General features: G+C 60.4%; 17 protein-coding genes and 1 pseudogene. 7 read left to right on the top strand and 11 right to left on the bottom strand.

The genetic code is table 11. From position 1 onward, the window contains the following. Positions 1-972 precede the first annotated feature (972 nt). The 6 genes from Q427_RS04925 (at position 973) to Q427_RS04900 (ending at position 7,322) form a co-directional block, all read left to right on the top strand. Positions 973-1,458: a DUF1269 domain-containing protein gene (locus Q427_RS04925; RefSeq protein WP_043511565.1), complete on the top strand. Its 486-nt coding sequence runs from the start codon at positions 973-975 to the stop codon at positions 1,456-1,458. 158 nt (positions 1,459-1,616) lie between these two features. Continuing rightward, positions 1,617-1,811, top strand: coding sequence for a hypothetical protein (locus Q427_RS04920; protein ID WP_043511555.1), 195 nt, complete (start codon positions 1,617-1,619; stop codon positions 1,809-1,811). Next, the gene (locus Q427_RS04915; RefSeq protein ID WP_043511554.1) at positions 1,808-2,140 is read left to right on the top strand and encodes a helix-turn-helix transcriptional regulator; all 333 of its coding nucleotides are present in this window, start codon (positions 1,808-1,810) and stop codon (positions 2,138-2,140) included. Before Q427_RS04920 ends, Q427_RS04915 begins: the two co-directional genes overlap by 4 nt. A 136-nt stretch (positions 2,141-2,276) precedes the next feature. After that, complete coding sequence (locus Q427_RS04910) at positions 2,277-3,566, top strand: amidase (RefSeq protein WP_043511551.1); 1,290 nt, start codon at positions 2,277-2,279, stop codon at positions 3,564-3,566. 271 nt (positions 3,567-3,837) lie between these two features. Next, positions 3,838-5,340 (top strand): ATP-binding protein, encoded by a 1,503-nt coding sequence (locus tag Q427_RS04905; protein ID WP_231613422.1) that lies wholly within the window; start codon positions 3,838-3,840, stop codon positions 5,338-5,340. Positions 5,341-5,438: 98 nt separating this feature from the next. Continuing rightward, the gene (locus Q427_RS04900; RefSeq protein WP_043511548.1) at positions 5,439-7,322 is read left to right on the top strand and encodes an SEC-C metal-binding domain-containing protein; all 1,884 of its coding nucleotides are present in this window, start codon (positions 5,439-5,441) and stop codon (positions 7,320-7,322) included. Between the two features lie 324 nt (positions 7,323-7,646). On the opposite strand, the gene Q427_RS04895 is transcribed toward Q427_RS04900, so the two are convergent. The 7 genes from Q427_RS04895 to Q427_RS04865 form a co-directional block, all read right to left on the bottom strand. Then, positions 7,647-8,345 (bottom strand): protein phosphatase 2C domain-containing protein, encoded by a 699-nt coding sequence (locus tag Q427_RS04895; RefSeq protein ID WP_043511546.1) that lies wholly within the window; start codon positions 8,343-8,345, stop codon positions 7,647-7,649. Beyond that, positions 8,345-9,049: a hypothetical protein gene (locus Q427_RS04890; protein WP_043511543.1), complete on the bottom strand. Its 705-nt coding sequence runs from the start codon at positions 9,047-9,049 to the stop codon at positions 8,345-8,347. The genes Q427_RS04895 and Q427_RS04890 overlap by 1 nt, the downstream gene beginning before the upstream one ends. 3 nt (positions 9,050-9,052) lie before the next feature. Beyond that, entirely contained in the window at positions 9,053-9,703 is a 651-nt protein-coding gene (locus Q427_RS04885; RefSeq protein WP_043511541.1) for a hypothetical protein, read from the bottom strand. A gap of 486 nt (positions 9,704-10,189) precedes the next feature. Further along, the gene (locus tag Q427_RS04880) at positions 10,190-11,710 is read right to left on the bottom strand and encodes a Fic family protein (protein WP_043511539.1); all 1,521 of its coding nucleotides are present in this window, start codon (positions 11,708-11,710) and stop codon (positions 10,190-10,192) included. 342 nt (positions 11,711-12,052) lie between these two features. Then, positions 12,053-12,358, bottom strand: a complete 306-nt coding sequence (locus Q427_RS04875; protein WP_043511536.1) for a HigA family addiction module antitoxin — start codon at positions 12,356-12,358, stop codon at positions 12,053-12,055. A gap of 5 nt (positions 12,359-12,363) precedes the next feature. Further along, positions 12,364-12,654 (bottom strand): type II toxin-antitoxin system RelE/ParE family toxin, encoded by a 291-nt coding sequence (locus tag Q427_RS04870; protein WP_043511533.1) that lies wholly within the window; start codon positions 12,652-12,654, stop codon positions 12,364-12,366. 311 nt (positions 12,655-12,965) lie between these two features. Continuing rightward, the gene (locus tag Q427_RS04865) at positions 12,966-13,610 is read right to left on the bottom strand and encodes a glycosyltransferase family 32 protein (RefSeq protein WP_231613420.1); all 645 of its coding nucleotides are present in this window, start codon (positions 13,608-13,610) and stop codon (positions 12,966-12,968) included. A 428-nt stretch (positions 13,611-14,038) separates the two neighbouring features. On the opposite strand from Q427_RS04865, the gene Q427_RS28640 reads away from it, so the two are divergent. Then, positions 14,039-15,310: an RNA polymerase sigma factor gene (locus Q427_RS28640; RefSeq protein ID WP_051496141.1), complete on the top strand. Its 1,272-nt coding sequence runs from the start codon at positions 14,039-14,041 to the stop codon at positions 15,308-15,310. A 229-nt stretch (positions 15,311-15,539) separates the two neighbouring features. Here Q427_RS28640 and Q427_RS04855 read toward each other — a convergent pair whose 3' ends face one another. The 4 genes and pseudogenes from Q427_RS04855 to Q427_RS33320 form a co-directional block, all read right to left on the bottom strand. Next, the gene (locus Q427_RS04855) at positions 15,540-16,247 is read right to left on the bottom strand and encodes a lipopolysaccharide kinase InaA family protein (protein WP_051496140.1); all 708 of its coding nucleotides are present in this window, start codon (positions 16,245-16,247) and stop codon (positions 15,540-15,542) included. Between the two features lie 140 nt (positions 16,248-16,387). Further along, entirely contained in the window at positions 16,388-17,650 is a 1,263-nt protein-coding gene (locus tag Q427_RS04850; protein ID WP_051496139.1) for an O-antigen ligase family protein, read from the bottom strand. A gap of 130 nt (positions 17,651-17,780) precedes the next feature. Further along, positions 17,781-18,610: pseudogene (locus Q427_RS33325) on the bottom strand (exopolysaccharide biosynthesis polyprenyl glycosylphosphotransferase). 344 nt (positions 18,611-18,954) lie between these two features. Continuing rightward, positions 18,955-19,509, bottom strand: a 555-nt coding sequence (locus tag Q427_RS33320) for a glycosyltransferase (protein WP_231613419.1), incomplete at its 5' end; no start/stop codon positions are given.

Genomic DNA, 19,509 nt, shown 5'->3' with positions numbered 1-19,509 from the left:
ATCTTGTAGGAGTAGCTTCAGCTCACGACTGGAGCCGAAGGCCTCCCCAACGGTGTTGCCCGTCGTTGGTGATAATCCCCAACGCCGCGGCCTCCGCCGAGCGCCTGGCGGCGCCACACCATCTTGTAGGAGTAGCTTCAGCTCACGACTGGAGGCCGAAGGCCTCCCCGGCGGTGTTGCCGATGTTGGCGGCTATCGCCGACGCTGCGACCTCCGCCGAGGCGCTTGGCGGCGCCACACCATCTTGTAGGAGTAGCTTCAGCTCACGACTGGAGGCCGAAGGCCTCCCCGGCGGTGTTGCCCGTCGTTGGTGATAATCCCCAACGCCGCGGCCTCCGCCAAGGCGCCTGGCGGCATCCATCAAGGCGGCAGCCCACACGGGATCCGATAAGCAAAAAACAAAAGAAATGAAAACTGAAATGCGAAGGTGATCGAAGCGGAGTACAGCGGGAAGTTCAGGAGGAGCAAGGAGATGCAGGACCCTCCGTGGTCCAGTTATGCTAACGGATAAAGGCCGCCACTGCTTCCTGGGCTGCCTGCTGGGCCAGGGCGTGTGAAACCCAGTGATCCAGCACTTCACTGCTCAGGCTGACGACGTATTGTGATTCTGGCATGACGCATCTCCTGTTGGGTGACCAAAAACATCATGCCCCATCGATGTCGACATTTCACTACGATAGCGACAATTTGCACCAAGATGGCGCTGACACATCCATTCTGGTGCCGTATCACGTCAATGTTACAAAATGGTGCGCCATTTTGCCCACGACCACAGCCAGTAGAGCTTTTTTCACCAAAGTTCGGCAAGGCAAACGCCGCCAGCATCGCCAGTGAGGCCTTCGGCCGCCAGGCGCCCCGGCGGAGATCGCCCCACAACAGCAGAAAGCCCAAAAACATGGCGCAGCTCACCCCTGGCCTGCTACACCTTCCAAGATAAAGGGATAAATGACATTTGGAACAAGGGAGATTGCGATGCAGCGCCTGTACTTTCTGATACCCGACAAAGAGACCACCTCCACCATCGTCGATGAGCTCAATGCCATGGGCCTGACCAAGGAGGACCTGCATGTCATGGGCAAGGACTGGAGGCCCCTGGAAAAAGAGGGCGTGCCGGTTGCCACACTGATCCAGACCAGCGATGTTGCCAATGCCTGGAAACGTGGTGCCATTGCCGGCGCCGTGCTGGGCTTCGTGCTTGGCCTGGTCGCCCACTTCATCATCTACGGCACGAACATTGTCTGGATCACCCTCGCCATGGTGGTCTTTGGCGCCCTGTTCGGCGTCTGGACCAGCACGATGGTCGGCGTATCCGTCCGTGACGTCAAAGTCAGCAAGTATGATAAAGCGATCAAGCGAGGAGCGATGCTCCTGATCATCGATGTGCCCAAAGAGAAGCTAGACGTGTTCGAAGCTGCGATTAAACGCCATCACCCGGAAGTGGTGATCGACAAGGTATGAGCGCCCCGGCGGAGGCTGCGACGCCGGTTAAAGGCTCCCGCGTTTATGCGCACTAAAATGCGCAACAATGCCGATTGGCCTGCAAAATGTGCACGATACTTCTCACAATCCTCACAAGGCGCTATTATTGAGCATAATAATGCTCAACGGGGAGCCTCATGCGCCTTACGCTTCAGATCTATCACGATCACCACTGGCATGACGCCGCCCAATTGGTGGTGCCCGAGCCCGACAGGGGCACCCATGGCCCGGCCCGTCTGGGCTATCTGCCAGATGACGCCCTCGATGACCTGATGCCTGCCGTAGGACTGGGCACACTAGACCACCGCCTCGAGCACTGGGGGCTCACATGAAACGACACAACCTGACCCCGGACGAGCGGGAGGAAAAGCTGATCGAAGTCACTCGTCGGCTGCTGGCTGGAGAAATCCGTGAGGGGGACGTGCTGCGGATTCTGAGGCGCGATGTCCTCGGTCTTTCCCAGAACGACTATGCAAAGCTGGTGAGCATCAGCAGACGCACGCTCTCCGATATGGAAGGCGACAAGGGCAACGTCACGCTCGAAGTGATGAACCGCGTCTTCCGCCCTCTTGGGCTGAAAGTCTGCCTGATGCCGCGACAGCCCGCTTTGATCGAGAAGGTGATGGAGAAGGAGCTGGAAGAGGAACGTTGGCAAGACTGAAAACCGCCGGGGAGGCCTTCGGCCTCCAGTCGTGATCTGAAGATACTCCGACAACGCGAAATTACCGTCGGTGGAGACGATCGCTGTCGGAGCGCTCGGTTCGGCGCTCCGAGTTTCCATCGCCCAAGGAGCACTCATGAATAACAAACGACAGTCAATGACCGCCACCGAAGCCTTGGAACGCATTGCTGACAAATCGATGTCAGGCAGCGAATACCTAGCGTCATGTTTTGACAGGATTCACCAACGGGAAGGCAAGGTCCAGGCATGGGAATCCCTGGCCGACACGCAGGGAGGCCTTCCGGGTGGGGGGCTGCTTCAGAACATCCCCGTCGGTATAAAGGACATTTACGACACTCGCGACTTCCCAACGAGCTGGGGCACCGGCTATATCCGCAGCGACCGCTCGGTTTCGGATGCCTCGCCGGTCGCGCTGCTGAAGAATGCGGGTGCTTTTGTGATGGGCAAGACCGTCAGTACTGAGTTTGCCTATTTCTCACCGGGAAAGACGCGCAATCCTTACGATCTCGACAGAACGCCAGGTGGGTCTTCCAGTGGTTCCGCTGCGGCTGTGGCCGACGGCATGGTACCGATTGCCCTTGGCACCCAGACAGCTGGCAGCATCACCCGGCCGGCCAGTTACTGCAATGTGATTGGCTTCAAGCCCACCTATGGCCTCATTTCACGAGCCGGCATCAGGCCTTTCAGTGAAACCCTGGACACCGTTGGCTACTTTGCGCGATCCGTCAACGACATCGCGCTAGTGCATGCCGCTTTGACGTACCAACCGCACGCCCCGTTGACCCGGCTCGACCTTGCAGGACTGAAGATCGGAGTGCTTCGCGTACCGGCCGATGGCGACCTGGACCAAGATGTCGAAGCGGCACTCGGCAGGACCTGTCAGCGGCTAAGTGCCGAAGGCGCGGAGATTACCTCGTCGCTCAGCCATGCCAGGGAACTGGATCGGCTCGTCGAATTGCAGACCTTGGTGATGGCGTTTGAATCATCACGCTGCCTCGCCGACATCTATTTCCAACATGTCGACGACATGAGCGACAAGCTTCGCGAGATTCTCGAGCGCGGCTTCGCCATCACACTCGATGAGTACTGTGGCGCACTGCAAGAAGCGAAAAGGCTGCAGCATAGTGTCGCAACGCTGTTCACGGAGGTAGACCTGCTGCTTTCACCATCCAGTGTGAACGTAGCGCCGTTGGCATCGGGCATCTCGACGGGGGATCCACTTTACTCACGCGCCTGGACACTTCTGGGGCTGCCCACCATCTCGCTGCCCATCGAGAGTGGCCACCAGGGAATGCCAGTGGGCATGCAGTTCATTGCCCCCCGTTACCGCGACTCAGTGCTCCTGAAGTACAGCCACGAATTGCTGTCACGGCTAGAAACCTACCCAGGCACTCTGGATGAATAACATAGGGCTCTCCCCGCTATCGGGTTTCGCATAACGAGCAGCCCAGCCTGCTTCTCGTCTTGTTTCCCCCGGGAACTGATTGCCGACCACCTAGATCTCTGGACTGGGACAGCGCGGCCGCAACGTTTGAATTCATCGCCAACGCCGGCAACACCACCGGGAGGCCTGCGGCCTCCAGTCGTGAGCTGAAGCTACTCCTACAACGGGGCGGCACCGTCGGCGGAGAGGCATGATATCCTCACTCCATCATGTTTTGCGCAGGAGCGTTGCCGTGCCATCCACGCCTCGTCGTAAGCTGCCCATCGGTATCCAGACATTTGCCGATATCATCGAAGGCGGTTACTACTACGTCGACAAGACGCCCCATATCCACCGCCTGATCGAGGAAGGCAAGTACTACTTCCTCTCGCGCCCACGCCGCTTCGGCAAGAGCCTGCTGGTGGATACCCTGCGCTGCCTGTTCGAAGGCCGAGAGCCGCTGTTCCAGGGGCTCTACATCCATGATAAGTGGGACTGGCAGAAACACCACCCGGTGATTCACCTGAGCTTCGCCGACGGCAACCTGCAGGACCGTGCGGCCCTGGATACGCATATCGACGAGCTATTGAGTACAACGGCTCAGCGGCTTGACGTCAGTCTCGACAACACCTCGATTGCGGGGCGGTTTCGGGAGCTGATCCAGAAGACCCATGAGCGGACCGGCAGCCGCGTCGTCGTGTTGATCGACGAGTACGACAAGCCCCTGCTCGACAGCATCGCCGAGCCGTCCCGCGCCCGCGAACTGCGCGACGGCCTGCGCAACCTCTACAGCGTACTCAAGGATGCCGACCGCCATCTGCAGTTCTGCCTGCTTACCGGCGTATCGAAGTTCAGCAAGGTCAGCTTGTTCTCGGGGCTCAACAACCTGCAAGACATTACGTTGACGCCACGCCACGCCACCATCTGCGGCTATACCGATGAAGACATCGACACGGTATTTGCACCGGAGCTGCCGGGCCTGGACCGCAACGACATCCGCCAATGGTACAACGGCTATCGCTGGGGCGGCGAGGAGGTGCCCTCGGTCTACAACCCGTTCGATGTACTGCTGCTGTTGCAGGATCGGGAATTCCGCCCCTACTGGTTCGAAACCGCAACGCCCACCTTCTTGATCGAGGTCCTCAAGGAGCGCGGCGTCTTCACCCCCCGCCTCGACCGGGTGCAGGCCAAGGCGCAACTGCTGGGGCGCTTCGACGTCGACGACATGACCACCGAAGGGCTGCTGTTCCAGACCGGCTATCTCACCATTAAGAAATGGGAAGAGCCGATACTGGGCTACCACCTCTACACACTGGGCTTCCCCAACCAGGAGGTCGAGACCAGCCTCAACGAGCTGTTGCTGCCAGCGCTGGGCATTCCTGACTCGGCTTTGCAGGAGGTCCAGTTGGGTTTGCTGGACGTGCTTAAAGCTCATGACCTAGGCCGCCTGGAAACCCACCTCAAGGCTCTCTACGCCGGCCTGCCCCACGACTGGTACCGCAACAACCCGATTGCCCAATACGAAGGCCACTACGCCAGCGTGTTCTACAGCCACTTCGCCGCCCTCGGCGTGGACGTCACGGTGGAAGATGCCAGCAACAATGGCAAGGTGGACATGACGGTCGACTTCGACGGCCACCTCTACCTGTTCGAATTCAAGGTGGTCGAACAGGTACCCGAAGGCAAGGCGCTGCAGCAACTCAAGGACAAGGCTACGCCGACAAGTATCGCGGCCAGGGCAAGCCCATCCACCTGATCGGCGTCGAGTTCTCTCGCGAACAGCGACAGATCGTCGCCTTTGATATTACGGCGACTTGAGACCGCCAACGCTTCAATTGATGGAAATACAAGGTTATGCAACACGACGAACTACCGGAAATCCCACCGGAACTGGAAGGGGCCATCAATCATTTTCTGGAAGCCTCGGTGTGGTACATCCTGCGTCATCAGAGTGCCGAGCATTACCTCCAGGCGGCGCCCGAGATCGCCCGCCTAACAAAAATGACCGATTGGTTCGATGCTTCCATGCCCTACTGGGACATTGGCCGCTCGATATGGAACGTCACGCCGCTGCCCGCCCATGGGTTTCGACCCCAGCCGCTGGCCGAGCCGCAACGGAACGCGCCCTGCCCCTGCGGTTCGGGCAAGAAGTACAAACGCTGCTGTCAGCAGCTCGCAGCTGGGCACACGATGAGCCTTGCCGAAGAGATACCGGTCATACACTTGGCGGTATCCATGTTCACGCGCCAGCAGTGCCAGGCGGCCGCCAAAACGGCGCCGCCCAAGGTCCGCTTGGCAGTCGCACAACGTGAGCTCGACGACAACCATCCCGGCAAGGCTCGCAGTCAGCTACTGGCTCTGCTGCGCAAGGGCGGGCTGGATGCGGACCTGCAACAGCATGCCGTCCATCTGCTGAGTGACGCTTACGAAAAACTCGGCCACCATCGCGCCGGGCAGAAAGCGTTCCAGCAACTATTTCCAATGCTGAAGCCACCCGCCGCCGCCGAAGCCCTCTGCTGGCTCAGCGCCCAGGCGGTGAAAGATGGCTTTCCTGACGAAGCCATGCTCCATGTCCTCTACGCAGAAACACTCGACCCAGACAGTCTGAGCGTTGCGCTGCACAAGATTCTCTGCCTGCGGGCTCAGGGAGACGATGCCGAAGCCCGTCGCACCGCACAGGACTGGCTGCCGGTTGCCAACGAGCTCGACAATGAGGCTGCCATTACCTTCTTTGAAGAACAGGCCCATCTGGCCACCATGCCAGGCTCCCACGATATCGACGACATTCCCGAAAACCCAGAGGACTCGCTCGAACCGGACGACGAACACGATCTACGGTTACTGTTCGGCGCCCCGGATGCCCAACTGGAAGCCGTCACCCGGCTTCTCATTCGAGCCTTCAACCAGCCGCTTTTCCCGGTGCATTTCGAGCCAGGTCCACCGGACCCCGACAGCGGCACGCCCAGCCAGGTGATGGTATTGCCACCTGAAGTGGAGGAGAGCGAAGCCGTGCTATATCGCGACCCGGACGGCGTCGATCCCCTCGACGCCGAGCTGATCCGCCACCACCCGGCGCTGCTGCAAAATATGGCCTTTCTCGAACAGCTCAACGCCTACGCCGGCATGCCGACGAGCAACGCGCAGCGGGCCTTCAACCAAGCACTGGCCCAACAGCGGGAGCGCCTGACCGAGCACATCCTCGCAGCGCTGCCCGAAGCGGCTCGCCTGCCCTGGGGCTGGCTCGAACACCGCCCGCTGCTGCGAATGATGCAGAACCAAGCCCTGGCCATGCTTGCGGGAGCCGAACCGGATGCCGACGCCGCCATCGCTCTGCTATCCAAGATTCTGGCGCTGTGCCCACAGGACAACCTCGGCGTCCGATCTCCGCTGATCAACCTGCTGCTGCGCGAGGGACATGACACCGAGGCACTGGCCATCGCCGAGCGCTACCCCGACGACCACCTTGCGGAGCCGCACTATGGCCGCGTGCTGGCTCTGGTGCGCCTGGGCCGCCTGTACGAAGCCGAAAAAGCCCTGCAGACCGCTCACCAGGCGCTACCCAAGGTGCTCACGTACCTGATCGCCAACAAACGCAAGCCGCCCAAACTCGACCCAGATGGAATGACCATTGGCGGTGCCGATCAGGCCTGGTACTACCGCGAAGCCATGCGTGAGGTATTTGCCACAACGCCAGGCATGCTGGCCTGGATGGACAAGACCCGCAAGCGCTTCCGGTAAGGCAACACCGCCGGGAGCCCTTCGGCCTCCAGTCGTGAGCTGAAGCTACTCCTACAGCGTGGTAATCATCTGACACGGAAGGAAAAAGCAGCTGTAGGAGGACGATTTATTGCCGGTCCGACGCTTCGGCGACTGGCGCCGTCAGGCGCCCCGGCGGAGGCCGCAGCGTCGGTGGCGTCGCAGACACCGGCTTGGCACCCTGGGTGGAGAGGATCGCTGTCGGAGCGCCCGAAAAACCGGCCGAGGGCCTTCGTGATGAAATAGATGGGTCGATATTCCTGTGTTCATCACAGGTTCCTGTTGGCTCCTGACTTGGTGAGCAGGTCATGCGTGTCGTAAATGATAAAGATTGTCGGCGTCCGATTCCTGATCGATCTGATAGAGGTTTTCGAATCCCACCGGCAAAACAAGCAAGCTGGCATCATCACGCAGGCAATGCGGTGACGTGCCCGCCTCCATATACTCTTGCCAATAGCCATCAGTGCTGAGCAACAGCATCTCACCTTGCTGCAGCGTCAGGGATTGGTAATCAGGGGCTCTGAAGCGCCTGGCGTTCAGGTACCGGGTCAGTTGCTGTTCATGCCGGCCCCGATCTTCGCTTGAGCGAGGGAGCGGTAGGCCGGGCTGCAGCGCCAGAATATGCGGTGTGGTCAGCCACCGCGTCTCCGACACATGGCGAACACCTACCCGGCAGTCGCCGCAGTGCCAGACCTGGGCCGTCAGCGTCGCCACATCGAGACTAACCATGCAGTAGCTGGCGATATCGTGGAGAAAAGCATGCCGGAGCTGCGCCTGCTCCTGTTTGAGGCGAGCAAGAAGCGACTCCGGTGAACCGACTGGCACCTCGATCAACGCTTGCAGCACGACATCGGCCCAGTGCCGGGCCAGCTCTGCGCCTCTAGAGCCTTTCTCTGCGCCGTCGACCAGCACTGCCAGGATATAGTGGTCTTGCTGACCCACGGCTGCGGCATCACTGTTGCGAGCTCGCTCGCCGCCTTGCTGGCTGAACCAGCTGGCCCGCATCAGCCTCTCTCTCCGGCCAGGATCTCCAGACGCTCAAAGAGCAGTGATTCGCGGTCCGGGTCTCTGGCCTGACTCTGTACGGCATAGCCAAAGAAATCATTGTCGAGCAGCTGGGCGAGCTCAGCGGCGATGTATGCCTTAAGTTCGCTATCGGTGTCTCGCACCTCATCGAGCAGTTCGGGCCGACCGTCCACGAGGTTGAGGATGTCCTCGATGTCGTGGCTTTCCAGCGGATCACCATTGCCGCGCCCCTTGTAGGCCTCAAGCTTGGTGGCGACGAACAGGGGCGGTGTGACCACGCGAATGGAGATATCGTCGCCCAGAGCGACGGACTCGGCACTTTTCAGCGCCTGGTGATACCAGCGATTACTGAAACCCAGCACTTCGGCGTCATCCGGCATCAGATCCACCCGTAGTTCACCCAGCTTCATGGCGCAGATGGGCATGTCCTCATCCATTGAGGAAGGCTCCTTGAAGCCACGCACTTTCAAGGCGTCCTTGAGTCGGTGAAGGCTGGCATAGCCGATCACATGAACGATCAGATCAACATCATCAGTGCTGCGCACCTGCTCCCGTGTGAAAGCATCGGTCAGCAGGAGCCCGGTGGTACAGCCCCCGACGAAGGCAACCTGCTCCCGCAACTCCTCCCCTAGCGCCTCCGCCACCTGCCGCAACATGGCGCATTGATCGTCGAATAGACTCATGGCTTACCCCAGGTATTCTGCCAGCAGGTTGGCGGCCAGTTTGCTTTCACGTGGATGTCCAAGGCGGATGGCATCAACCAGAGCCAACATGGCATACAGCTCCTTGTCGCGGCGAACCGCATAGGGGGCGCTCTTGAAAAGCGGCTCGACCGCCTGGCCTTTGGTATTTCCCCTCGCGTCCGGCCAGACCATCACCAATTCTCCCGAGCTGAATAACCGGCCTTCCAGCACGGGAGCGGCAAAGGAAGTGGCAATCCCTCGGGTGATCTCGCCAGGCCTGGCGGGAAAGACGTAGCGCAGCCCATGCACGATGAAGTCAAACAGCGCTTTTGTATTAGCTCGAGGTACACCGGTCTTTCGGTCTTTGCGTGCCAGACTGACTTGCAGACAGCGCTGCAAGGCCAGGCTCACCTGGCTCTTGCTGATACCCGTTTCTTCCGCCAGAGCTCTGACGCTGTAGCGCGCCAAACCGGCCTCGCTGTCTAGAAGACGAGTCTCGTCTTCGCCTAGCGCATCTTCGTCCTCAATCTGCCAGTCGCGCCAGTCGTCCGGTAGCGACATCTCCACCTTCCTGAACCGCCCCTCAGGGTCTTGTCGTTCCCGGTTTCTCAAGGCCACCAACTTTAGCAACAGGCCGACATCTTGACTTTTCATACTCTCCTCACCTCATGCGTCCCTCGTCCTAGGACACGGGACATGCTTGGTGAAATGATGCAATGTTGTCAAGAAAAATAATGCCGCGTGGCACCGTGGGTGGATAGAATCGCTGTCGGAACGCTCGGTTCAGCGCTCCGAGTTTCCATCGCGACTGGCTGTAACGCCAGTGGTCGTCGCCAACGACGGCAACACCGCCGGGAGCCCTTCGGTCTCCAGTCGTGAGCTGAAGCTACTCCTACAGCGTGGTAATCATCTGACACGGAAGGAAAAAGCAGCTGTAGGAGGACGATTTATTGCCGGTCCGACGCTTCGGCGACTGGCGCCGTCAGGCGCCCGGCGGAGGCCACGCTGGCATGAAAGAGCAGCTGTCGGAGTGCTGGTCCCCATCGCGACTGGCGCCGCCAGGCGCCCGGCAGAGGCTGCAACGTCGGTAGTCGTCTCAGACACAGGCAACACCACAAGTAGCCCTGAAGCCTTCCCGCGTTATGACCGATCCCCTTCGACAAGGGCATCCGCCTCCTCGAGAGCCATGCTGGCCTCCACCTCAATGGCATCCAACACCGCTTCGGGCACCTGGTAGCGAAACTGCTTGCGGCGGTTCTTCGATAAACGCCCGTTCTGATTCAGGCTCATCATCACAAGGCGAGACAGGTCACTGCCGCGTACATCGAAGCGAGCATCGATGGCTCGATAGACGCGATCATAGCAAGCCAGGTAGCGGGTTTCGGCCTTCAGATCCTCTTTCAACGCCTCTCGGGCCATTCTGAGCGTAAAGGCAACCGCCGGTGTAGCATCCCAGTAGCGATACAGGGCAGCGCTACCCACGAAGCGAAAGTCATGGTGGTCAGCGTCGATCCAGTTGACCCGCCAGTGCTCAAGGGCAGGTTTCGAGAAGGCTTCAAGCGCCGCAAGATAGTCGGCCTCATGCCGCTTCATCGCCACCGAGATAGGCAAGAGGTTGCCACGCGGCAGTTCCCCCATTCGGCACAGCGAATGATGCAGCAGGAAGCGCGAGATACGCCCGTTACCATCCATGAAGGGGTGCAGGAATACGAAGCCAGATGAGATCACCGCGCCCGCAACCAGAGCCGGCACACTTTTCACGCCATCTTCCCTGCCGGCTTCAGACAGCCCATTGGCCCAGGCTATCAATGCTTCCATTAGCGCTTCACAAAGCTCAGGAGGCGGCGGCAGATAACTGACACCAATGGCGCCCGGCAGGCCGTTATGCAGATAGTTCTGCTCATGGCGAAACGCCGCCGCCTTGTCGTAGGGATTGCTGACCGTGCTGTTCTGTAGCTCGATCAGATAACCTTGGTCCAGGGGCTGGCCCTCATGCGCCTTGCGCAGAAGCTGCATGAAACGCTGCTGTTTATCGGGAGAAGGTGGCTCACGCTCGATAGCAAACGAGGATTGTATCTCGCTGAGGTAGGCCCACTGGATGGCGCGATCCAGCATCCCAGGCGGCAAGGTGGCCATAAAGGCTCGCGCCTCGGCCAGCACATCCCCTTCCAGCAACGCCTCGATCTCGGGCGTGCGACGTACCACGGCACAGTACTGCAAAGTGCCCAGCCCATTGAAATCCACACGCCAGCGGCTGTTTCGCCTAGCGGGGCCGGTCACATAGTACTTGGAATCAAACAGCGGCACGGCGCGGCCGCGAATCATTGGTTCCATCGGCAGCCGACCCACGAAGGCCTCGTACAGATAAGCCAGGCGGCGCAGATAGATGCCATTGGGCGCGTCATCCAACGCCTTGACCAGTGCTTGTGGTGGCAAATGGTGCAATGCTTCGGAAAGAATCGCCAGATCTATCCCTTCATGCTTCAGTGCAAACAGAAGATGCGACAGCAGGTCATCCTCGGGGGCCCGCTCGGCAGGCACTGCCAGCTCTTCCTCCAGTGTCACGATCCGCGTAACCGGCCGGACCCGCGCAGGGCGTGCGGGTGGGAAGACGCCCAGCTCCAGCCGCTCGTGCAGGTACGCATAGCCCACAGTTTTCATCGCAATGGCCCTAGTGACGGGATATTTTGTTCACTACACCAAGGAAATCTTCAGTTAGCAACGAAAGTCGGTTTTTTTCTTAACCTGAAACTCGGGGTAACTATGTTGACTGGCGCCGAAGACTGCAACGTGCTCTATGACCGCCAAAGCCGGCAACACCGCCGAGGAGGCCTTCGGCCTCCAGTCGTGATCTGAACATTCCTCCTACAGCGCGGCGTGGCACCGTCGGTAGAGAAAGCAGCTGTCGGAGCGCTCAGTTCGACGATCCGGCTCCGCATCGCGACTGGCGCCGGCAGGCGCCTCGGCGGAGAGCTGCCAGCGTTGGTGTGAATCGCCCAAAAGCTAGGCAAACTCGAGAGGCTGAGCCTTTTCAATACGCTCGAGGCGCCTGGCGTCATGCATCGCTTCCCAGAGATCAGCCTTCTGCTGCAGGTTCAGCCAGAATTGCGCGGTGTTGCCAAAAACGCGGGCGAGCATCAGTGCTGTATCCGCTGTTACCGCCCTCTTGTTCCGGCAAAGCTCATTCACGAGGCGTGGAGAAACTCCCATTCTCTCAGCCAGCTTGGTTTGGCTGAGGTTGAACGGTTCCAGGAACTCATGAGTCAGCATCTCGCCGACAGTCGTAGGTTTACGATTGATTTTGAACATCACGGTCACCTGTAGGTATGCGGATCCAGGTAGATGTTATGTGCCTTGTCCCCGTCCCACTCGAAGATGAGACGGTACTGCTTATTGACGCGAATGGAGCATTTGCCTTCCAGCTTGCCTTGCAGGCGCTCGAACCGGTTGCCTGGCGGCACACGAAGATCGCTCTCATCCACCGCGGCATCAATGATATCCAGCTTTCTTGCCAAAGCTGACTCAATGGTGTTGGGTATGCCCTTATGGGCAATGCCATCGACGAAGAATTTTTCGAGCCAGGCATCACGAAAGCTGACGATCATCTTGCCCCCCTTTTTAATTACACTATACCGCCAAACGGTATAGGTCAAGTCGAGCTTGAGCCAAGAGCCAATGTCAGTAGTCGTCGCAGGCACAGCCAACACCGCCGGGAGGCCTTCAGCCTCCAGTCGTGATCTGAAGATACTCCGACAGCGTGGTACTCGCCTGCCACGGCAGGAAATAACAGCTGTCGGAGCGCTCGGTTCGGCGGGCCGATTCTGCGTCGCGACTGGCGCCGGCAGGCGCCTTGGCGGAGGCTGCAACGCCGCAGGCGCTTGGCGGAGTCGCCATCGCAGGCGCCGACTAACCCGCTTCAGGGTTTGCTTTCGCTCGCTTCCCGCTTCCTCACGACATCGACCGTATGCTGCTCCTTCGTCCACTTGCCCTGGGGCTTGTCGATGTACTGGAAGTACTCGTTGGTGAAGTTGCCCTGGTTGCAGGTATAGCGATAAAGCCGGGTGCGCACGTCGTCGCGGGCTAGCACCTTGTTGAATACGCCCGGGCCGGTCAGCTCGAAGATATTCTTGTCCGAATCGGTTTCGATGTTCTCGCGTATCGCATCGGCCACGGCCTGCAAATGCGGATTCCCGGGGGCGCTGGCAATGAAGTAATTGCTGATTTCGCCCTTCCTGGTGGTGACGAACAGCTCCTCGAACGCCGGCTGGATGATTCGCCCCAGCGGCCATACCACGTGGGCATCGATATCCAGGTAGACGCCCCCCATCTTCTGCAGCACCAGCACCCGCCAGTAGTCCGCCTGGGCCGCCCCTACCTGCAGCCTGGAATAGGTGGCAAGGATCTCGGGCGGGTAGTGCTCCTGGATGAAGGCCGCCCGGGCTTCGGTGATCAGGAAGCGATACTCGTAGCCCGGTGCCAGCAGCCGGTTAAACAGGTAGTTGAGGTAGACCGGCAACGTCGCCTTGTTGGTGAAGTTGGTCTGCCAGATGATGCGCGGCACCTTGGCCGGCCGGTTCGACTTCCACCAGGCGCCGCCCGCTCGGGGATGATGAAGCGCTTGTTCGGAAAGACATAGTGGAAAGGGTAGGCAGCTATCTTGGTGATATTGGCCAGCAGTTTCACGCCCCTGGCAAATGCCAGCACACCGATATTCTTCACCCGCTTCCCCTTTTCGAAGAGTGGAAATGCCATGCAGGACATGGCGCGCCCGCACACCCAGCCTACGACAGGCGCAAGGGGTCACGGTTCCGACAGAAAAACCCCATCAGGGTAGCAACAGGACCAGCAGAAAAAGAATTCAATCATTCAACGAATCAGGGGCACCGACTACCACTCTGCCCACTAGACGCATGGCATTCTCACCCAAGACATCGAACATGCGTTCATATAGAATGCCGCTCCTTTGGAACCTTGCACCGAGAGCCCGCCGTGGTCAGCAACGACGCTTCGCCTTCCCATACCGACTGCACCGATGGAAAGTCCCTCGACGCGCTCATCGTTGACTGTGCTGACGGCGACGACGCCGCCTACGAACGCTTGGCAAGGGCCGCCCTGCCCCGCCTGCTCGGCCTCTCGGCGCGTTTCCTGAACACACCACAACATGGAGAAGCGGTCTGTCAGGACACCCTGCTTCTCGCCTGGCGCAACCTCTCCGGGCTGGACAGCAGCATGACGCCCAGCCAGTGGCTGTACGGCATCTTCGCCAGCCGGCTCTACAATCAGCTGTTGGCACTGCATGGCTCGCAGCAAGGCATGATGCGCCATGTGAGCGCCCTGGCAACCGAGGACACGGCCATGGTGGATTCCCCCACCGGGCCGCGCCCGGCCCTGCTGAGCGGCGCAAACCTGGCGGCAATGGCGCAGCAGGCTCACGCCTTGGCGCCCTCCCAGCGGCTACTGGTCGAACTCAGTGACCTGATCACGGCAGAAGTCGCCCAGCGCAAAGCGCCCCTGACACCCACCGGTGAACGGGTCTATCCCCCGCTCTTCGATCCGGCACTGCGCTATCGCATGTTCCGTTCCCGGGCCGCCTTCCGCGTGAAAGAGGGCTTCAAGCGCTATCTGGGTCGCCCCTTCGAAGACAAGCTGTTCCAGCGCTGGCTCGACAGCAAGGCCGGCAGCACGCTGCTGGAGAGCCAGGGCCTGCCGCGCCGAAGCGTCGAGGCATATCTCGACAATACTCTCGATATCGAGATCGACCCGCGCGTGCTCAGCCGGGGTTTCGACTTTCCCGCGTCGTTTCCCAACCGCACTCAGCGGCGCAAGATCTCCAATCTCTTCATCTGGCCCGGGGACTGGGACCTGGCAACGCCCAACCTGGCCGACACCCAGCGCCAGCGGTTCATTCGCGATATCTGGAACCACCGCCTCGATCTTACCGCCAGCGAAAGCTACGCCGAGCTGATGACCAAACACGCGCAGGGCAACCCGCTACGCCTGCACCATCAGGGTATCCTGCTGGATTCGGAAGCCCGCATCCTGGCTTACCTGAAACGCTACCAGCTCTACATGGAAGACATGAGCACTTCGCTTCAAGGCCGGCCTGACACGGGACCACCTCGGCATCGTCATCGATCGCCATGGTGGCATGATCAAGATCAACAAGGGGTTGCATCGGCTGGCCATGGCGCAAACCCTGGGAATCCAGCGCGCCACGGTGAGAGTGAGAGGAATTCACCAGCTCTGTTGGGATCGGCATAAAAGTGGCGCCCGGGGAAAAAGGGGGCTGGAGAACGTCATCGCTGCCCTGCCGCATCGTTAGATCCGGCTAACGGCGCCAGTTGCGATGGAAACTCGGGACGCCGAACCGAGCGCTCCTACAGCGATTCTCTCCACCCACGGTGCCACACCGCTGTCGGAGAATCTTTAGATCACGACTGGAGGCCGAAGGCCTCCCGGCGGTGTTGCCAAGGTTGGCGACTACCCCCACTCACACAGCAAGCCAACGGCGCTTGAGCTGGGTGTGAATCCGCTTGCGGTTGTACTCATCAAGCAGGCTGTGACTGCTGATCGAGCGGTAGAGGGCGCGCCACTTGGCACGGGCAGCTCGCGGCAGCGGCTTCACATGGGTATCGATCCAGATGATGCGACCGTCGGGCGTACATAGGAAATTGTTCATGTGCAGGTCGCGGTGGATATAACCGGCCTTGGCCAGCTTGAAGATATCGTCGCAGAGCCGCGCCAGGAAAGCGGGTCGCACCGAATCCTCCAAGCTGCTGAAATACTGCTCACCGGTCTTCACGCCGTTGACATGCTCGATCAACAGCAGGGATCCTTGATGATTGAAAGGGTTCAAGGAGATGCCCCAGGCGACACAATCCGGCGTCATCAGCCCCGCCTTCTGAACGATCTTTTTACTGCGCACCTCCTTGCGCGCTTCGAACTGGAATAAGAACCGCTTGTCGATGAAGTCGCGAAAGAACCAGCGAAACGGGCGTTGACGCCAGCGATACTTATCGTTCTTTACCTTAGCCAATATTCCCGTCGTACCATCGAAATAAAAGTCGCTACTGGCAAATTCCTCCAGTAGCCGAGAGCGCTCATCCTTGACCAAGCTCAGTGGTACATTCAATTTATCGCTTTCGAACAACAGATAGGTTCGACTCCGATGCCCGATCTCCACCGTTACGAGCTTCACTCGATACTCTCCTTGAGTACACCACCTCACACCGGTAGCCCATAGCAACCGGCAGCGCCGTTCCCCCCTGTCCCGGCGTAAAACTGATTCGCTGGCTTTTCGCCAGTCTTCTGATGACCCGAAACTCTACCCGGCCTGACTCAGGTTTCGCAAGTCAGCCCTCCGCCGACCGCATTCGACGAAGCCGGCCTGGCCAGCACCACCAACATGACCTGCACATAGGCATAGAAGGTCACGATCAGCTCATGCTGAAGCGCCACTTCCGTCAGGCTATAGAGCGCAAACCCGGCGGTAAACACCACTGCCGTCAAGGCGTAGGTGTTGTCACGGTCGCGCCAGAGCAACCGCAGCTGGTACACACCCGGCGCGATCAGAAAACCCACCAGCGCGATCAGACCCAGCACGCCACCGGTGGCGGCCATCTCGAAGTATTGGCTGTGGGCATGCCCCCGGCTCACCCCGGCTACCCACTCTGTCAGCACACCCTGCTCGATCAGCTCGGCAATCTGCGCTTCGCGCTCTGCATAGGTGAGCCCCACCAAGGGGCGCTCGGCAAGGGCATGAGTCGCCGCCGTCCACAACTGCAGCCGCCCCCCACTGGAAACCGCAGCCGTTACATCACCCTCTGCCAGGTTGACCACTTCATCGATGGTGTAGTGCACCCGCCGCTCGATGGCCGGTACCGTCGCGTAGGCCAGCAATGACAGCACCACCATGCCCACCAGCACCCCCACCGGCAGCTTCCAGCCCAGGCGGTCGACGTTGAGCACCATCAGCAGCAGTGCCAGCAGGGGGATCGCCAACACCGCCCCTCGGGCCAGGGTCATCACACAGGCAATCAGTACCGCCGTGCCCGCCACCAGCAGCCACACCTTGCGCGTCGAACCCCGGACCAGGGCAAGCGCCAGGAACCCCATGGCACAGGAGAGATAGCCGAAGTTGATGCTGAACAGGAAGCCATCGATACGGCGATCCCCCAGCCAGAACAGCTGGTACATGCCCAGTGCGAACGCCCCCAAGCTGCCGACGATCACGCCCCACTCGAGCCAGGTACGAAAGCGGGGCAGTTCCTGCGGAGCTATCAAGTGGCGCAGCATCAGGTAGATCGGCGCCAGGGCCAGCATATGAAAGCCCGGCGAGAGATAGCGCGAGCTATAGCCGCTAAGCACGAACACCGGCAGGTGCGAGAGCAGATAGAGGCTGAGCAGCCCGATCACCACCCAATCGAAGCGAGTCACCTGCAGCGTGGCCCGGTTCACCACCAGGTAGGGGATGGCATAGAGCAGCAGCAGTGCGACGACGATCTGGCTGCGCACGGGCGTGGCGATCAACAACGCCAGGACGAGAAACAGCGCGGCGAGGTTCAACCCCACGGCAGGCTGGGGAGCAAAGAGACGGTTCATGACCTTCCTGATCCATGAGTTCTGGGAGGGAGGGTCAAACGAAAACGCTGCCCCTCAAACGCCACGGGCGCCCTTTCAGGCGCCCGTGGCAGTATATCATGTCGTGCAAAAAGCGACTTCACATCGTCTTTTACCTCGCCCCGAACCCGGTCAGGATCGTCTTCAGGGTCTTGAAAGAGATCAGCACGTCGATCCACAGCGAGAAGTGCTTGATGTAGTAAAAATCGTACTGCAGCTTGGTGATCATGCCGTCCACCTCGGCGGCATAGCCCTGCTCCACCTGGGCCCAGCCAGAGATACCGGGCCGAACCACGTGGCGGTAGCTGAAGAACGGCACGTCCTGCTCATACCACTCCGAGAGGCGGATCGACTCGGGCCGCGGCCGATGAAGCTCATCTCGCCCTTGATCACGTTGAGGATCTGCGGCAGCTCGTCGATGCGGTACTTGCGGATTACCCGGCCCACCCGGGTAATGCGCGGGTCGTCATCGCCCTCGGTGAAACCCCTGCCCTCGAGGTCGCAGTACATGCTGCGAAACTTGTAGACCTTGAACGGCCGGCCGCGGTAGCCCATGCGGGTTTGCACGAACAGCGCCGGGCCGGGGCTGTCGCGCTTGATCAGCAGCGCCGTGACCAGCAGGAGCGGCGCCAGCAGCGGCAGCAAAATCAAGGCGCCGGCCAGGTCCACCAGCCGCTTGAGGCCCTGGTAGAGCCCATTGGGCAGCAGCGCACCGTACTCGTTTTCGGAAAGGTGGGTGATCTCCACCCGGCCAGTGATCGACTCGCGAATCTGCCGGGTGTGATAGACCGGAATGTGCGCCAGGGTACAGCGTGCCAGGAAGCGCTCCCACTCGGGGGTCAGCTCATCGCTGTGCAGGTCGGCCACCACGCCGTCGTAACGCACCCGCTCCAGATCGGGCCGTTCCAGCTGGCGCAGCTCGATCTGCTGCGTTCCCTTCATCTCCCTGGCCTTGCCCACCGGYACCACCGCCAGCTTCAAGCGTCGATACCGCCGCCCCAGGAAGTTGCCGAGGATGAACCACACCAGGCAGGTGAGATAACCGGTGAACAGCACCTGGCGGGTATAGCTCTCGCGCAGGAAGAACAGCACCGCCACCACCAGCAGGAACACGATGGTGACGGTCGGCAGGACATAGGCCCCGACCTGGGCGCCGGGAAAGCGATTCATCCGCCGCAGGGTGAACACGATGACGACGAAGGCCAGCGCAATGGCGATCAGGGTATTGCTGCGATAGTCGGGCAGGAAGTTCCAGAACCCCCAGCCCCAGCGATCCAGCCCGGGAATCAGCAGTACCAGGGCAACCCCACCAGCAGCTGGAAGGCAACGCCGAGCAGCAACTGTTCATACCAACGGGAATGTCGGCGCTCGTACACATCAGACACGGATACACTCCTGGCGCTAAACATCATTCCGCCCCGCGCCTGTAGCGCGGCCGGCGCACTACGCTGCAACACCTGCCAGTAGCGTTCGATCACCAGCGCCTCGTCGAAGCGCCGTTCGGCCAACGCCCGAGAAGCCGCCCCCAGGGCGGCCTGCGCCTCCTCGTCCAGCTCCGCATACTGCAGCAAGGCATCAAGCAGCGCCTCACTGTCCCGGGGTGGCAACAGCCAACCGTTGGCGCCGGGCTCCACCACCTCCTGGCAGCCCGGCATGCGGGTGGTGACGATCGCCTTGCCGGCCGCGGCAGCCTCGATCAGGCTACGGGGCACGCCTTCAGGATAGTAGGAAGGCAGCACCACACAATCTACCGTATCCAGCAGCGCCGGCATATCGTCGACGTCGCCCAGGAAGCGCATGCCCGGCTCGCTGCCCCAGGCCCTCAGCGCCGCTTCCGGCAC

The organism is Halomonas sp. BC04 (assembly GCF_000568385.1).
The sequence above is the reverse complement of the archived record's forward strand: the minus strand, read 5'-3'. Positions and strand labels throughout refer to the sequence as shown.

Excerpts from the sequence above, each read along its gene's own strand:
- Q427_RS04885 (WP_043511541.1), bottom strand. The coding sequence starts at position 9,703 with ATGAAAAGTCAAGATGTCGGCCTGTTGCTAAAGTTGGTGGCCTTGAGA.
- Q427_RS04920 (WP_043511555.1), top strand. The coding sequence starts at position 1,617 with ATGCGCCTTACGCTTCAGATCTATCACGATCACCACTGGCATGACGCC.
- Q427_RS04850 (WP_051496139.1), bottom strand. The coding sequence starts at position 17,650 with ATGAACCGTCTCTTTGCTCCCCAGCCTGCCGTGGGGTTGAACCTCGCC.
- Q427_RS04875 (WP_043511536.1), bottom strand. The coding sequence starts at position 12,358 with ATGTTCAAAATCAATCGTAAACCTACGACTGTCGGCGAGATGCTGACT.
- Q427_RS04870 (WP_043511533.1), bottom strand. The coding sequence starts at position 12,654 with ATGATCGTCAGCTTTCGTGATGCCTGGCTCGAAAAATTCTTCGTCGAT.
- Q427_RS04890 (WP_043511543.1), bottom strand. The coding sequence starts at position 9,049 with ATGAGTCTATTCGACGATCAATGCGCCATGTTGCGGCAGGTGGCGGAG.
- Q427_RS04880 (WP_043511539.1), bottom strand. The coding sequence starts at position 11,710 with ATGAAAACTGTGGGCTATGCGTACCTGCACGAGCGGCTGGAGCTGGGC.
- Q427_RS04910 (WP_043511551.1), top strand. The coding sequence starts at position 2,277 with ATGAATAACAAACGACAGTCAATGACCGCCACCGAAGCCTTGGAACGC.
- Q427_RS04900 (WP_043511548.1), top strand. The coding sequence starts at position 5,439 with ATGCAACACGACGAACTACCGGAAATCCCACCGGAACTGGAAGGGGCC.
- Q427_RS04895 (WP_043511546.1), bottom strand. The coding sequence starts at position 8,345 with ATGCGGGCCAGCTGGTTCAGCCAGCAAGGCGGCGAGCGAGCTCGCAAC.
- Q427_RS04915 (WP_043511554.1), top strand. The coding sequence starts at position 1,808 with ATGAAACGACACAACCTGACCCCGGACGAGCGGGAGGAAAAGCTGATC.
- Q427_RS04925 (WP_043511565.1), top strand. The coding sequence starts at position 973 with ATGCAGCGCCTGTACTTTCTGATACCCGACAAAGAGACCACCTCCACC.